This window comes from Streptomyces sp. BPTC-684 (assembly GCF_030028635.1).
GTDB lineage: Bacteria > Actinomycetota > Actinomycetes > Streptomycetales > Streptomycetaceae > Streptomyces > Streptomyces noboritoensis.
Genome location: NZ_CP124863.1, coordinates 7184821 through 7200708 on the forward strand (window position 1 = coordinate 7184821; position 15888 = coordinate 7200708).

The window sequence follows — 15888 nt, forward strand, 5'->3', positions numbered from 1 at the left end:
CCATGCTGACCACACCACGCGCCTTCAGCACCGACCGGAGGTACTACGGAGTCGTCTCGGCGCTCGTCGTGGAGAACGAGGGCGATGACGAGGGCCGGGTCAAGCTGACGTACCCCTGGTACGACCACAACACGACGGTCAGCGAATGGGCCCGTGTCAGCCAGCTGTACGCGGGCAACGGCTTCGGCTCCGTGTTCGTGCCGGAGAAGGGCGACGAGGTCCTGGTCGCCTTTGTCCAGGGGGACATGAGGCTCCCGATCGTGCTCGGCGGTCTCTACAACGGCGAGGACAAGCCGCCCACCGCCCGTACCGAAGGCCGGGACCAGAAAATCATCCGGACCAGGCACGGCCACGAGGTGCTGCTCGACGACACCCGCTCCAAGGCCGCCGTACGGATCAAGTCGGCCGCCGGGCACGTGGTGGAGATGGACGACGAGGGCAAGTCGATCCGTATCACCGCCGCCGAGGGCGGCAGCGTGAGCGTCTCCGCGACGGGCGAGATCACCCTCAAGGCGCCCAAGGTGACGGTCGACTCCTCCAGCATCGACCTCGGCGGGGGCGCCACCGAACCGCTCGTGCTCGGCAACGTGCTGCTCCAGGCGTTCAACACGCACACCCACCCCTCCGCCGCCGGGCCGACCGGGCCGCCCACCGTGCCGCTCACGCCCGCCGTGCTCGCCAAGAAGGCGAGGACCGCATGAGCGAGGACTTCCTCGGCACCGGCTGGCGCTTCCCGATCCTGCCCGACGAGGCCGGGCGGCTCGGCTACGCCGTCGGTGAGCAGAGCATCGAGCACTGCCTGCGGGCGCTGCTGCTCACCGGCACCGGCGAGCGGGTCATGCGGCCCGAACTGGGCACCCGCGCCCAGGAGCTGGTGTTCGCGCCCGGCAGCGTGCAGAACCTTCGCGACCTGGAGAACTCGATCGCCGACGCCGTCCGCGCGTACGAGCCGAGGGTGGACCTCGACGAGGTCCGAGCGGAGACCGACCCGGCCGACGAGTCGAAGGTCAGCGTCTCGGTCATCTACCGCATCCGGCGCACCAACACCAAGGCGAACCTGGTGTTCCCGTTCTACACCGGCCTCACCGGACCCGCGGGGAGGACGCCATGACGCTGCCCGCGCCCCGACTGGACGACCTGACCTGGGCCGACATGATGGCGGCCATCCGCCGCCGCATCCCCGCCGAATCGGACGGCACCTGGACGCTGCACGCGCCCGTCGACCCCGGCATCACTCTCCTGGAGCTCTTCGCCTACCTGCTGGAGCAGCGCCTTTACTGGATTGACCAGGTGCCGGACGCACTGGTGGTCGCCGTACTGCGGCTGCTCGGCCTCGACCCGCCGCGCCCGGCCCACCCGGCGGGCACGGTGCTGTACCTCACCGCCGAGCGCAAGGACACGGCCGTCCCGGTCGTCCCCGCCGGGACGGCGCTCTCCCGCGACCCGGCGGAGCGTGTGGTGTTCACCCTCGACGACGACGTGGCCGTCTTCCCGCTCACCGAGGGCGGCGAGGTCACCGTGCGGACCGACCGCGACCGCACCGCCGACCTGCGGGCCCGCCGGGGCGTCGCGCTCCTCGCGAGCGACGGACGCCCGGCCGAGGCCCGGTTCACCCTGCCGCTCGCCGGCACACATCCGGCGCCCGGCCCGCTCAGCCTGCTCTTCGACCTTGACGCCCCGGCCGCCTCGGCGCCGTCGTGGCTGCCCGGCGCGGTCGCCGATGTGCCCCCGCCCGCGCGGCTGACCTGGTCCTGGTTCCGGCCGGGCACCGACGCCTCGGGCCCGTTCGAGGAGGTCGAGGACGGCACGGCGGGGCTGCGGCGCTCCGGCGTCGTCCGGCTGCGCCCGCCGTCCGACTGGACCACCGAGGACACCGGGGTGCGGGTGTCGACTCCGGCCGCGACCTTCGCGGCACCGCCGCGCCTGCGCCGGCTCGCCGTCAACGTCTGCGCAGCGCACCACCGTCTGCGGCGCACCGCGACCGAGGCCGAGCTGGGCGAGCAGATCGCCGCATGGCTCAAGCTGCCCGGCCAGCGCCTCGTCCTGCCGGACGCCGCCGACCGCCTCCTGGAGGCGACCCTGCGCCTTGCGGGGCAGGAGTGGCGGCCGGTGCCGGACTTCACCTTCGGCGCCTCGGCCGACCGGATCTACCTCCTCGACCGGGCCGAGGGCGCCCTGGTGTTCGGCGACGGACTCACCGGCCGCGTCCCCCGCCCGGTCCAGGAGGCGACCGTCGAGTACGTCACGGGCGGCGGCCGGGCCGGCAACGGCGGCCTGACCGGCAACTGGCTCCCGGTCGCCGGCACCCCGGCGGAGCTCGGCGCCGTCTCGGCCGCCAACCTGGTCCAGGCCGAGGGCGGCGCGGAGCCGGAGACGATCGCCGAGGCCCGGACGCGCGCCGCAGCGGCCCTGGGCGAGGTGACCCGCGCGGTCACCGCGGACGACTACGTCACCCTCGCCCGCACGACACCGGGCGTCGCCGTCGCCCGCGCGTACGCGTCCCTCGGCGAGCACCCCGGCTTCCCGTGCACCCCGGTGCCCGGCGCGGTCACCGTCCACATCGTCTCGGCCGTGCCGCGCGACGACTTCGACCGGGAGGACTTCGTCACCGCGCCGCGGCCGGACCCGGGCACGGTGCGCGCGGTCGCCGCCCGGCTCGCGCAGGCGCGGCTGCTCACCTCCGAGGTCTTCGTCCGCGGGCCCAGCTACCGCGACGTGGCGCTGCGCGTCGACCTGTCGGGCGACCCGGCCGACCGCACCCGCGTGTCCGCCGTGCTCACCGCGGCGCTCCGCCGCCACCTCGACCCGCTCGTCGGCGGCGAGCAGCAAGGCGGCTGGCCGTTCGGCGAACCGCTGCGGCCCTCCGCCCTGGTACGGGCCGCACAGCGGGCCCTCGGGGACCTCGCGGACGTCGAGGGCGTCGCGATCGGCCTCGACGGCGCCGAGCCCGGCGAGGAGTGCCGCGAGGTGCCGCTGCGCCCCGGCGACCTTCCTGTCCTTGGGACCGTCCGCACCCGGACCGTGCCCGCCGTCGAGCCCGGGGAGGGGCTGGCATGACCGGCGACGTGTGGTGGGAGCGCGACGCGCGGACCGAGGGCCGGATCGTAGCGGGCCCCGGACCGAGCGGTGTCCAGCCGGAGTTGACCGAGGCGACCCGCGAGGCGGTCCGCTCCGACGTACGCGGCCGCATTCCCGGATACACCCCGGACTGGACCGACCCCGACCGGCAGGACGCCGGTGTCGCGCTCGTCCGCCTCTTCGGCACCCAGGTCGAGCCCGTGCTCACCCGGGTCAACCGGCTGCCCGAGAAGATCCTCGCCGAGCAGCTCGCGACCGCGGGGGTACGGCGGCGCCCGGCCGGCGCCGCCGCGGTGCTCCTGGAGTTCACCGTGAACCCGCCGGACGGCGCCTCCGTCCTGGTCCCGGCAGGCTTCCAGAGCGCGGCGTCCGGACCGGCCGGGCAGGTGGTCTACGAGACCGACCAGGACCTGTACGCCACCCCGGCCGTCCTCGGCGCGCTCGCCGTGCAGGAGAACGGCACTCCGGAGACCCTCCCGCTCGGGCCGTCCGGGCCCAGCCGCCCCTTCGCGCCGTTCGGCCGGGACCCGCAGCCCGGCAACGGCCTGTGGATCGGACTCGCCGGGACGGCCGCCCCCTACCCGCGGCTCTCCCTCGGCTTCGTGGTCGTCGCGGCGCCGCCCACGCCCGCGGGCTCCGGCGGCCTCGCGCCGCTGCCGCTGCCGCCCGCGCCGCTGCTGCGCTGGGACGTACTGGACGGCACCCGGTTCGTCCCCGCCGAGCTGATGCGCGACGGCACCGGCGGGTTCCGCGCGAGCGGGACCGTCGAGCTGCGGGTGCCGCGCTCGTGGGAGCCGGGCAGCCCGCCCGGCTCCCGGCCCGGGCCCCCACTGCGCTGGCTGCGCCTGCAGATCGCGCACGGCGCCTTCACCGGCTCCGCGCCGGTGCTCTCGGGTGTGCGGCTCAACATGGTCGCCGCCACCGCCGCCCGCACCATCAGGGACGAGCCGCTCCAACCCGTCCAGGACCCGGCGGCGACCGGCCGACGGCGGTTGACGCTCAGTCAGGTGCCCATCCTCGCCCGGTCCGTGGTCATCGAGGTCGACGACGACCCCGGTGGCGACGTGTTCGGCACCACGGCCGGCACCTCGTCCCGGTGGCGGGAGGTGGAGAGCCTCGCCGCGTACGGTGCCGACGACCGGGTGTTCACCGTGGACCACGAGAGCGGCGAGGTCACCTTCGGCGACGGCGTCCACGGCGCGGCCGTCCCGCCCGGCTTCCGCAATGTGCGCGCCGTGCGGTACCGCGTGGGCGGCGGCAGCGCCGGCGCCGTGCGCGCGGGCGCCGTCAACTCGGTGGTGACGGCGCTGCCGTTCGTCACCGGCGTCAACAACCCGTTCCCGGCCTCGGGCGGTACCGACCCCGAGCCCGACGCCGAAGCGGTCCGCCGCGGCGTCGGCGAACTGCGGGCCCGCGGCCGGGCCGTGGCACCCGCCGACTACGGGCTGCTCGCCGCCCGCGCGCCCGGCGCGTCGGTGGCCCGCGCACAGGGCGTGCCCGGCCTGCACCCCGAGTTCCCCGGGGTGCCGATCCCCGGCGTCGTCGCCGTGCTCGTCGTACCGGCCGCACAGCCGGGCGACGACCCCGACGAACCGCCCGTCCCCACCGCCGCGACCTTGCGAGCCGTCGCCGACTTCCTGACCCGTGAAGTCGCCCCGGCCGGGGTCACCGTGGTGGCCGCCCCCGTGCCCTACCAGCGGATCGCCGTGGAGGCGTGGGTCACCCTCGACCCGGACCTCGACCGCGCCGGGGTGCTCGCCCGGGCGGGCGACGCGGTGCGCACCTACCTCGATCCGCTGCGCGGCGGCGAGAGCGGCGCCGGCTGGCCGTTCGGCGGCGCGCTGCGGCACACCGCGCTGATCCGCCGGCTCCTCGCGGTCGACGGAGTGCTCGCCGTGACGCAGCTCTCGCTCGTGGTCGACGGGCTGCGGCAGCCGCCCTGCACCGACCACGCGATCGCCCCCCACACCCTCGTCTGGCCGGAGCGCCCGCTGCTGATCCCGGTAGGAGACCGGCCATGACCTGCACACCGGAGCACGCGACCTTCCGGCTGCTCGACGCCTACGTCGGCTGGGACCAGGACGACGGGGAAGTCCGGAACATCGTCGGGTTCGACGACCGGGCGGGCATCCGGCTCGCCTACCGGGGCGCCGCGCCGGACGGCCCCACCCGCAGCAGCCTGCTGCCGTGGTTCCCCGACCCGCGCCTGGCACCGGGGTGCGGCCCGTGCGCCTGGTACCTGCTCGTACCCGACGGGCCGCGGCTGCTGCGCCGTGACACCTGCACCGGCGCCTGGACCCCCGTGTGGCCGCCCGCCTGCGAACCCGGCCTGCTGCGCGCGCCGGTCTCCGTCGCCGCCCGGGGCCACCGGGTAGCCGTGGTGGAGGCCGACCGGGTCCTCGTGTGGCGCCGCGAAGGCGAGCAACTCGCCGGAGTCATCAGGACCGAACAGCCCCGGTGGGCCGCCCTGGGACCCCACGACGAGGTGCTGGTGGCCCGTCAGGGCAGCACGGACCTGGCCCGGTTCGACTCGGCGGGAGCGCCGCACGGAGTGCTGCGCACCGGCGCGCCGGGCGAGATCGCCGGGGTGCGTACCGGACCGGATCGGACGATCTGGCTGCTCACCGACGACGGCGGACGCCTGCGGATCTACCGGGGCGGCCACCACCGACCCTTCAAGGCCGCCACCCCCGAGGAACTGGCCGCGGCGCTGCCGCCGAGCACGCTCACCTCGACGGACGAAGAAGGCTTCTGCCTGCGCGAGAACGGCCCGGACGGCCCCGCGAGCACCTGCTGCACCTGGCAGGGCCGAGCGCGCGAGACCGTGGTGTCGGTGACCGCCGCATACGAGACCACCGGCTCGTACACGACCCATCTGATCGACAGCGGCATCTCGCGGTGCCGCTGGCACCGGGTGCGCGTCGACGCCGACGTGCCCCCCGGTACGGCGGTCGCCGTCGACCTCGTGGTCTGCGAGGACGGCCGCTACGAGGAGTCCGACTGGCAGACATCGGCTGCGGGAGCGATGGACTTCCTCGTCGAGCAGCCGCCCGGCCGCCTCCTCAAGCTGCGCCTGCGCCTGTCGGGCGACGGCGGCGCGACCCCGGTGGTGCGCCGCGTCCGCCTCGACTTCCCGAGGAGCACCAGCGCCGACCTGCTGCCGTCCGCCTTCCGCCAGGACCCCGCGGCCGACGACTTCACCGAGCGCTTCCTGTCGCTCTTCGACGCCTCGCTCGCCGAGCTCGACCGGGTGATCGAGCGCTATCCCGCGCTCCTGGACCCGGCGGGTGTTCCGGACCGGGTGCTGCCCTGGCTGGCCGGTCTGCTCGGCCTGTCGTTCGAGGCCGGCTGGGACGCGCGCACCCGGCGCGCGCTCCTGGCCGCCGCCCCGGAGCTGTACCGGCGCCGGGGCACGCCGTGGGCCCTGAAGGAAGCGGTGCGCATCGTGTTCGGTGCGACCCCGGTCGTCCACGAGCTGGCGACGGACCGCCGCTGGGCGCAGATCCGCGCGGCCGTCGGCGGCACCGCGCCGGTGGCGGCACCCGGGCTCGGCGCCGTGCGGCTCTTCGGCCGGTCGGCGAGCCGGTTCCGGGTCGGCGGCTCGACGCTCGGCGCGGCACCGCTGCGCGCGTTCGGCGACCCGGACGGCGACCCGTTCACCGCGCACGCGCACCGCTTCCGGGTGCTGCTGCCGGCGGGCGCGGCGGACGAGCGGGCGCTGCGGAGGCTGGTGGAGCGCCAGGCGCCCGCGCACACGGTCGGGTCGGTGCGCACCGGCGCCGCGGGGTTCGTGGTCGGCGTGCGGTCCACGGTCGGTGTGGACACCGCCTTCGTACCGCTGCCGCCGCCGGTGCTGGGGGGCGGACACCCGCTGCGGCTGGGCCGCGACGGGGTGCTGAGGCCAGGCCCAAGAGGATCGCGCCGAGGGGTGGGCGTGGGAGTCGTCTCCGCCGTCGGTGTGCACACACAGGTGTTCTGAGAGGACGCGGCGATGACGGAGACAGGGACGGAAACGACAGCGGGGTTCGGCGCGCCCCCACTGCGCAGGCTGCGGTACTTCCACGGCCAGATGCTGGGCGCCCGGGACTTCCAGCGGGAACAGGAGTACTTCAGGGAGAAGCTGCGGCTGCGCATGCGCTGCCTGCTCGGCTACGGCGTGGTGTGCGGCCTGTTCGTGGAACCGGCGCCCAGGGATGACGACTGCCCGCCCGGCGAGGAGGAGCCGACGCGCTCCGTCCAGGGCGGCGAGGAGCACCCCCGGCACCGGGCCGAGGTGCGGATCACCCCCGGTCTCGCCGTGGACTGCGAGGGCAACGAGGTGGTGGTCCGGGGCGGCTGTGCGATCGACCTCTGGAAGGCGCTGCCCCCGGACGAACGCGACACGGACACGGTCTGGATCGGCGTCGAGTACGCCGAGCGGCCCGTGGAGCCCACCCGCGCCGTCTTCAACGACGCCTGCGCGGACACCTCCGACTGCGAGTTCGGCTATACGGAGGAGGCCTACCGGGTGCGCGTCACCGGGTGCGAGCCGCCGGTGGACGAGCGCTGCGACACCTGCTGTTCGACGTGCGAGCACAAGGTGCTGTGGCTGGCCCGGATCGACGACGTGGACTGGCACGAGCCGGTGTGCGAGGACCAGATCCACATGAACGTCCGCCGCCCGTTCGGCCGCCATCTGCCGACGGTGATCACCGGGGTGAACTGGATCCACGGGCACACGTACACGATCGAGGAGGCCAAGGCCCTGCTCGGCACGCAGGACGAGGAGGCCGGACTCGTGGTGTGCTTCTCCGCCGACGTACGGACCGACTCGCTGAAGCCCGGCGTGGTGGAGCTCCAGGTGATCGAGGGCGGCAGCGGCCGCAACGCCGCCACCTGGTACATGGGCGGCGAGTTCACCGAACCGGACCTGGCGGAGGACGAGTTCACCCGGCACTTCCGCTACCGCCAGACCACCCGCGAGACGCTTCAGGACGGCGATCGCGTACTGATCACCGTCCGTACCGCGTTCCTCCTCGACCGCTGCTGCCGCCCGGTCGACGGGACCCATGTCGGCGGACGCGTACCGGTGATCGACACCGATACGGACGACTCGTCCGACACAGGTGAGTCGTCGGATACGGGCGAGTCCACCGCGACGAGCGGATCGCAGACGCGGGACTGCTGCGAGCTCCCGCCGTCCGGCATCGGTCCCTGGACCTCCGGCACCGGTGCGGGCGGGGACGTCTTCGAGAGCTGGTTCTTCGTGAAGGAGCGCTGATCATGCGAACAGATTGCGAATGCGGCTGCGGGGGTGAGGCCACCGTGACGTCCGCCTTCGTACGACCCCGCTTCTTCGCCGGGCAACTGCTGACCGAGGACGATCTCGGCCTGCTGGTCGACTACATGACGGCGAAGAGCCGACTGCACAACCGGTCGCTGTTCGGGCCGGGCGTCGTCTGCGGCCTCGGCGTCACCTGCGCCCCCTGCGGCGGCGGGACCGTGGAGGTGCACCCCGGCCACGCGCTCGACTGCGCGGGCAACGACATCGTGGTGTCCTGCACCGAGCGGGTCGACGTGCGGGCCATGGTGCAGGAGCAGCGGATCAGCGCCCTCGGAGTGGACTGCGGCGACCCCTGCGAGGACGACGGCTCGCGCCGCTACGGCCTCTTCGTGCGGTACCGGGAGCTCTCCGTCGAACCGGTGGCCCCCTATGCCACGGAGGAGCCGTGCCCCTCGCCCGGGTGTGTGCCCTCCCGTATCCAGGAAGGGTTCCGGTTCCTCGTCAAGTGCGGCGAGTTCGAGGACCACCGCCACAACCCCGGAAGTCGGCTCCTCGCGAGCCTGGGCAACCTCGCGCGGGCCGATCAGGCCCGTTCACGCGACCTGCGGCTCGGCCGCTACCTCGACTCCATGTCCGCTGCGGCGCTCGCTTCCGGCCGGACCTTCCGCTTCGACGCCGCCGACGCCAAGCGGTACGCCGCGAGCCTCGCCTGGCTGCGCCAGAACGCGCCCGGCGAGGGGCCGCCGCCACCGCCGACGGCCCGCGAGATGACCGAGCACGTCCGCGCGCTGGCCAGTGCCGTGGCCCGGCACGACACCTACGACGAGCCGGGCCAGGAGCAGCTCAGGAAGGACTACCCGGACCTCGCGAGCGTCCGGGAGGCCCGCCAGGTGCTGGGGACGGCGTGCGACCGCCTCGGCGGCGCCGACATGGAGGCGGCGTGGCCGGACCCGCTGCACCGCTCGGTCGCCCGCGCGGTCGTCACCGAGACCGCCGCCCGGATCGTGCCCGAACGCGGCGACCCGGATGCCCCGCTGGAAGTACGGCTCGTGGCGCAGGGCACCCCCCTCAGCCACGCGCTCCAGGTGGAGTTCCGCGCGGACCTCGGCCTGATCCGGGAGTGGCTGCTCGGCCGCCTGGAGCACGAGGCGCTCGCCGAGTGCGCCCTGCGCAGGGACGTCGCCAGGATCGACGTGCCGCCGCTCCTGCCGCCGCCGCGCACCGACAGCGTGGAGCGGGTGAGCATCGCCGACCTCCAGCGGATCGCGGAAGCCGCCGCCGCGCTGAGCGGCGCGGTGCGCCGGTTCCTCACCGACGCGGCGTGCGCCACGCTCAACCCGCCGTGCCCCGACTGCACGGACACCGACGTCCTGCTCGCGTATGTGGAACTCGACGGCTGCGACGTCGTACGGATCTGCTCCGCCACCCGGGAGCAGGTGCTGCCGGGCGGATCGCAGTACGGCGAGTGGCTGCCCAAGCTCTACCGGCTGCGCGAACTGGCCGAGCGGGTCTGCTGCAAGCCGCCGGAGACGTACCGCAAGCCGGCGTTCGCGACCGAGGGCCCGGTGCCGCGGCCGTATGCCGAGGGCCTGCTCGGCGACTGGCAGCGCACCGGCGACCTGGAGGAGATGCTGACCCTGCTGCTCACCCCCGCACCCGGTGAGACACCGCCCAAGGCGCTCCACGAGCAGGTCTACACCACCCCCGGCGAAGTCACCGACAGCCTGCGGGAACTGGCCCGGCTCAGGACCCAAGTGGCGGACCTGACCGCTTCCCTGGAGGGGCTGCGGGCCCAACTGGGCAGCGCGCAGACCGAGGTGAGCCGGATGCGCGAGGAACTGCCCGTTCAGCTCGGGTCCCGCCTGGAGCAGCTGGAGAGCGCACCGCACAGCGAGGAGCCCGAGCCCAGCAAGCCCCCGGCTCGGCGGACCCGTTCCGCTCGTCCCCGGAAGCCCGGTGAGACGCCATGACGGGCCCGCTGCGCCCTGCCTTCCACGAGGGCCAGGTGCTGGCCGCCGCGGACCTGTCGGCCACCGTGGAGTACACCCGCGCTCTGGCCGCCCGGCACGCGCGGCACCTCCACGAGTGGGGAGTCGCCGAAGGGCTCGGCCTGGTCACCGCGCCCCGCACCGACCCGATGACCAACGCCCGCTATGTCGAGGTGAGCGTCTCGCCGGGCCTTGCCGTCGACGGGACCGGCCGCGAGGTGGTCGTCGCCGAGCCGGTCGTGCTGCGCGAGAGCGACTTCGAAGAGGTCAACGGCGCCGACCAGCCCACCGACGAGCCGTATCCCGTCTTCCTCACGGCGGCCGACCGGGAACCGGCCCAGTCCCCGCGCCCGGACTCGTGCGGCACCACCGCCGCGAAGACCCGGGTGGAGGAGTCGTACCAGATCCTGTTCGGACGCCTCGGCGACGAGCGTCTCGTCGCCGAGCAGCGGCCGCCCGTGGTCGGCGCGGCACCGGCCGATCCGCCGACCCGCTGGCTCGTCCTGCTCGGCTACGTCCGCTGGAAGGAAGGCCATCTCACCGGCGTCGAGACCAAGGCACGAGGGGTCGCGGTCCGCTTCGCCGGGGTCCGCGCGGACACCGTCTCGGCCCGCTCCGGCTCGCTGACCCTGCGCACGGGACCTGCGGCCCTGGAGGGCAAACCGGCGATCGTGCTCTCCGGCGGCGACAAGCCGAGCCTGGTCTTCGGTCTCTACCAGGGCAGCGGCTCGATCGCTCCGCTGATGACCGTGGCCGCCAACGGAAACCTGACGATCGAGGGCAGCTTCAGCGGCCGGATGCCGGCGGGCAGCACGCTGGTGGCCTCCGGGACGGCCACCGACGGCATGCTGCTTCCCCTGCCCGCCGGGGTCACCCCGCAGCAGGTCGCCGACGGCCGGGTCGTCCTCCACGTCCATCTGACCCCGCACCTGTCGCCGCCGCCCACGGACTCGGCGCTGCTCACCCCGGTGGAGGCCGCCGTGGACGCCGACCGGCGGGTGCGGTGCCGGGTACGCCTGTACGACCCGGGGTCGGCCCCGGGCAAGGTGGTCGAGCGGCCCGGAGCGGTCGACTTCCTGGTCCTGGCAACGGTCGCGCCGACGAACGGAGGTGGCTGACGATGGCCCTGTCAGTGGTGTACGTGCACGACACCGGCCATGTCGTGGGCGCCCTGGCCCTGACCGGCGCGGGCGCCCCGGCCGACGTGGCCTCGCTCGTCGGACGCGCGCTGCCGTTCCGCGTCCCGCTCGACCGGGGCAGGACCGTGACCCTCGGCCTGGACGCCAAAGAGCTGCGCGTGGCGACCGTGGACGACGAACCGGGCGTCTTCGCCGAGCCGCTGGCGTTCGGGGTCGAGCTGGTGGAGGACAAGCCCAAACCCACCCTGGTGCGCCTGAAGGCGTGGAAGGACGGGCTGAAGCTGTCGACGACCGAACTGGGCGTCACGGTCACGGACGCCTCGGCCCGGCCCACCAAAGTGGTCGCGCTGGTCTCCGACGAGCAGGACACCCTTGTGCTCACCGCACAGATTCCCGCGAACAAGCAAGCGGTGAACCTCCCGGTGAGCTTTGCCGAGAAAAGCTCGCACGGCGTGCTGGTCCTCGCCTCCGGCTGGGCGGGCCGCCTGGAGACGCTGAAGGCGGTAGCGCCGTGAACATGCCCACCGCGCCGCCCACCGGCGAGATCACCGTGCACCGCTGCACGGTGACGGTGGTCCGGCGCGGTGGGTGGAGCTGGGGACCCGACCCCCGCGGCCTGGTCCGCCAAGTGATCGACTCCCTGCCGGAGCTGCTGGCGGACCACTTCGCCGAACACCTGAGTGGCGACGGCCCGGATGTGGAGATCACCGAGCCGGTGACCGTCACCGTCCGGCCCGGCGGGCGCTGGTGGTCCGGGAGCGGCGGGGTGCCCGCCGAGGTCCACTTCACCTCGGCGCCGGTGGTCGCGGTCCCGAGCGCCACGTCGGCCGCAGACGCGGAGGCGGCCACGCAGTCCTTCGCGGATTCCCTGGCGGACTCCCTCTCCGTGAGCGCGAGTTCATGGTCCGTGCCGTCGGCTGCGGCACTCTTCGCCGAACTCGCCGAGCGCGACGAACTGGACGCGCTGCTCGCGCTCCTGCCGGACGACTCGGTACGGGCCTACGCGCTCGCGCTGCTCGGCACCGACGACGCGGTGGCCGCCCGGCTGCTCGCGGAGCTCGCCGGGCGCGCCCTGCCGGCCCGGTCGGCCGAGGCACTGCCCGAGCCGCTGCGCGCACGCCTGTCGGGCGGTGGTGCCGAGGAAGTGACCCGGCTCCTCGTCGAGTACGTGGCGTCGGCGCCCCGCGAGGACGTCGTACGGCTGGCCCGGTCCCTGCCCGATGCGCCCGAGGAGACGGTCGAGCAGCCCATGGCGACGGACCGTCGGCCCGCCGCCATGGGCGGGGCCGCCGTGCCCCGGAAGGCGGGCGAGACGCGGGTGTGGTCCGCGCTGCCGTTCCTGCTCGTGGGGCCGCTGGCGCGGATCGGATACCTGGACGCGATCGGCCCCGCCCTGGCCGGTGTCGAGTGCGCCGAGGACGCACCGCTCTTCGCGGCGGCCCTCGCGTACAAGGTCCTCGGCATGACGGAGCGGGGCTGGCGCCGCACCGAGCGGGACAGCGAGGCCGCGGCCGTCTTCGCGGGTCTTGACGCGCCCGTACCGGAAGAGCGGCTGACCGAGTTCGCCCGTCTCGTACGGCCCGCGCTCGCGGTGCTCGACGGTGTCCTCGCGCTCTCGGTGTGCCGGGGGCACGACCCCGCCGACCCGCTGCTGCTCACGGGGACCGACGACCGGCTGCTCCTCGTCGATGCCCAGGGCATGTTCCCGATCGCCTGGGCCGAGAGGGTCTCGGCGCTGCTCCCGTACTGGCAGACCTGCGGGCGGCCGCCCGTGCTGATCTGCGACGGACCGCTGCCCTCCGGAACCCTGCGCGAACTGGCCGCGGCCGGTGTGCCGTTCCTGACCGGGATACGGCCGCTGCGCGGTGACCCGGTGGCGCGGGTTCCCTGGCGCACCCCGCTGTGGACGGCCGAGGGCGCCGTGCTCGACCTGCGGCTCGCCGCCCAGCTGCCCGGCCACGCGGCACGGCTCGCGGACCTGGTCGACGCCTTGGCCGGGCAGCGCCGGGCGGTGCCGCTCGCGCGGGACGGCGCTCTGGAGCGGTCCGTCACCCTCGCCGCCGGGCTCGGCCTGAGCACGATCGCCTGGACGCTCTGGCGCGAGCGCGAGACACCCGATCCGGTGCTCGCCCTGACCCGGTTCGCCGACCTGGACGCCACCGTACGGTTCGAACCCGAGGCCGTCCGGGTACGCGTCCCGCTCGGTCGGCGCCACGCGGATCTGCTGCGCGGCGGACTCCTGGCCGACGTACCGGATGTGGTGTGGCTGGGCGGCCGTGCCCTGACCTTCTCCGGCGGGTGAGCGCTGATGATCGAACCGGCGGTGGAACACCTGCGCATCCGGCTGTCCGACGTGCACCGGGCGCTGCGAGCGGCTGTCGAGCGGCAGGCACGGCTCGCCGCCCGGCTCACCCGGCCGGACCTCACGCCGTACTGCGTGACCGACGAGCAGGTCGGCGTACTCCTCGGCGAGGTGCACGCCTTCACCGAGGCCATGTCCGAACCGTACGAACCGTACGAACCGACGAGCTCGGAGCCGGACGGTGAACGGGACCTGCGGCGGCGCGCCTCGGCCGACGGGGTGACCCTGCCGCTGGACGCGCTCGCCACCCGGTTCGGCCTGACCCGCGCGGACCAGGACGCGCTGCTCCTGGTCGCCGGGCCCGAGCTGGACCGGGGCTACGAGCGCATCTACGCGTACATCGTCGACAACCTCAACCGGCGGCTGCCGTGCGTGGAACTGCTGGTCGAGGTCGGCACTCCGACGGCGGCCGCGCGCCTCGCCCGGCGCCGGGCCCTCGGCCCGGCCGGGCCGCTGCGCCGCTACGGCCTGCTGCGCGCGCACGGCGAGGCGCCGGTCGAGCTGGCCCAGGAACTGGTCCTCGGGCCGGGTGTGCTGGAGTTCCTGCTTGGCTGGGGCGGGGATGTGGGGGTGCTGGGCCACGACCCCGGCGAGGTGGCCGGGCCGCGGCTGCAGGTGCTTTCTCCGTACCTGTCCTCGGACGGGCTCACCCGGCTCGGCCGCGCGCTGGGTGCGGGCGACATCGACCTGGCCGGGCTGTGGGGCTGCCCGCCCGACGGCCAGCTCGACGCCGTCCAGGCGCTGGCCCGGGCGGCGGGAACACCCCTGCGGAGCCTGACCGCCGACCCCGAGGCCGATCTGCGGACGGCTGCCGTACTGGGGGCGGTGCTGTGGATCGCGACGGACGACCTGCACGGCGAGCCGCAGCGCCAGCAGGCCGAGGCGGTGTCCGCGGTGCTGCTCCGATCACGGGTACCGGTGTGCCTGACCGGCCTCAAACCCTGGCGCCCGCAGGGCCTGCTGGCCGCGCGCGCATACGCCGAACTCACCGTTCCGGTACCGGGCCTGGTGGACCGGCGAGCGATGTGGGCCTCCGCGCTGCCGGGCCTGAACGGAGCCCTGCTCGAGGATCTGGCCGTCCGGTACCGGATGAGCGGCGGCGAGCTGCGGGCCGTGGCGTCGGTCGCCGACGCCGGGGCGCGCCTGGCAGGCAACGGCAGCCCGGAACCGGTCGCCGACCACGTCGAACCCGCCATCGCCACGGTCACGCGCGGCCGCAGCGGCAGCGCCGTCCACTCGATCGTGCCCCGGCGCACGGTCGAGGACCTGGTCCTGCCGGACTTCCAGCTGAACCAGATCCTGGAGATCGCCTCGGCCTTCCGCGCCTGGCCCCGGGTCGCCGAGACCTGGGGATTCGCCCGCCGGGCGGCGCACGGCGGCGTGAAGGCGCTCTTCACGGGGGAGCCGGGGACGGGCAAGACGATGTCGGCGGAGATAGTCACCGGCATGCTGGGCCTGGAACTCCTGAAAGTGGACCTGGCCCAAGTGGTGTCGAAGTGGGTGGGCGAGACGGAGAAGAACATGGAGGCGGCGTTCCGCCAGGCGGAGGAGAGCCACGCGGTGCTGCTCTTCGACGAGGCGGACGCGCTGTTCGGCAAGCGGGGCGAGGTGAAGCACGGCACGGACAGGTACGCCAACCTGGAGGTCGGCTACCTGCTCCAACGCCTGGAGGCCAGCGACGGCCTGGTCATCCTGACCAGCAACCTCAAGGACAACATCGACCCGGCGTTCACCCGCCGCTTCCACTTCGTGGTCCACTTCCCCCGCCCGGCAACCGCCGAACGCCGCAGACTGTGGCGCCTGGCGTTCCCCGAGCAGGCCCCGCTGGCCGCGGACGTGGACCTGGACATCCTCTCCCGCCTGGACATGACGGGCGCAGGCATCACCGCGGCGGCCCGCACGGCCGCGCTGGCGGCGGCGGAAGGGGGCGGCGGGGCGATCGGCATGCGCCACGTGGTCCGCGGCGTGGCCCGCCAGTTCCAACGCGAGGCCCGCCTCCTGCGCCCGTCCGAACTAGGCTCCCACGCCCATCTGCTGGCCGACGCCCCCGAGGGGTAA

11 protein-coding genes are annotated in these 15888 nt (G+C 74.5%); all 11 read left to right on the plus strand.

From position 1 onward, the window contains the following. Nucleotides 1–2: 2 nt before the first annotated feature. Genes QIY60_RS31985 through QIY60_RS32035 form a run of 11 tightly spaced genes read left to right on the plus strand, consistent with a single transcriptional unit; the run spans nucleotide 3 to nucleotide 15888 of the window. Nucleotides 3–701, plus strand: coding sequence for a phage baseplate assembly protein V (locus QIY60_RS31985; RefSeq protein ID WP_283145648.1), 699 nt, complete (start codon nucleotides 3–5; stop codon nucleotides 699–701). Further along, a complete protein-coding gene (locus QIY60_RS31990; protein WP_283145649.1) occupies nucleotides 698–1111 on the plus strand; it encodes a GPW/gp25 family protein in 414 nt (137 codons plus the stop codon). Before QIY60_RS31985 ends, QIY60_RS31990 begins: the two co-directional genes overlap by 4 nt. Next, entirely contained in the window at nucleotides 1108–3057 is a 1950-nt protein-coding gene (locus tag QIY60_RS31995) for a baseplate J/gp47 family protein (RefSeq protein WP_283145650.1), read from the plus strand. Before QIY60_RS31990 ends, QIY60_RS31995 begins: the two co-directional genes overlap by 4 nt. Then, entirely contained in the window at nucleotides 3054–5099 is a 2046-nt protein-coding gene (locus QIY60_RS32000) for a putative baseplate assembly protein (RefSeq protein ID WP_283145651.1), read from the plus strand. Before QIY60_RS31995 ends, QIY60_RS32000 begins: the two co-directional genes overlap by 4 nt. Further along, on the plus strand, nucleotides 5096–7057 hold the full coding sequence (locus QIY60_RS32005) for a phage tail protein (protein ID WP_283145652.1): 1962 nt from the start codon (nucleotides 5096–5098) through the stop codon (nucleotides 7055–7057). The genes QIY60_RS32000 and QIY60_RS32005 overlap by 4 nt, the downstream gene beginning before the upstream one ends. 12 nt (nucleotides 7058–7069) lie before the next feature. Next, nucleotides 7070–8338 carry a hypothetical protein gene (locus QIY60_RS32010; protein ID WP_283145653.1) on the plus strand — a complete coding sequence of 423 codons (1269 nt, stop codon included), beginning with the start codon at nucleotides 7070–7072 and terminating at the stop codon, nucleotides 8336–8338. A gap of 2 nt (nucleotides 8339–8340) precedes the next feature. Beyond that, a complete protein-coding gene (locus QIY60_RS32015; RefSeq protein WP_283145654.1) occupies nucleotides 8341–10311 on the plus strand; it encodes a hypothetical protein in 1971 nt (656 codons plus the stop codon). Next, nucleotides 10308–11447: a hypothetical protein gene (locus QIY60_RS32020; RefSeq protein ID WP_283145655.1), complete on the plus strand. Its 1140-nt coding sequence runs from the start codon at nucleotides 10308–10310 to the stop codon at nucleotides 11445–11447. Before QIY60_RS32015 ends, QIY60_RS32020 begins: the two co-directional genes overlap by 4 nt. A gap of 2 nt (nucleotides 11448–11449) precedes the next feature. Continuing rightward, nucleotides 11450–11983: a hypothetical protein gene (locus QIY60_RS32025; RefSeq protein WP_283145656.1), complete on the plus strand. Its 534-nt coding sequence runs from the start codon at nucleotides 11450–11452 to the stop codon at nucleotides 11981–11983. 2 nt (nucleotides 11984–11985) lie between these two features. Further along, nucleotides 11986–13770, plus strand: coding sequence for a hypothetical protein (locus QIY60_RS32030; RefSeq protein ID WP_283146136.1), 1785 nt, complete (start codon nucleotides 11986–11988; stop codon nucleotides 13768–13770). Between the two features lie 6 nt (nucleotides 13771–13776). Next, nucleotides 13777–15888: an ATP-binding protein gene (locus tag QIY60_RS32035; protein ID WP_283145657.1), complete on the plus strand. Its 2112-nt coding sequence runs from the start codon at nucleotides 13777–13779 to the stop codon at nucleotides 15886–15888.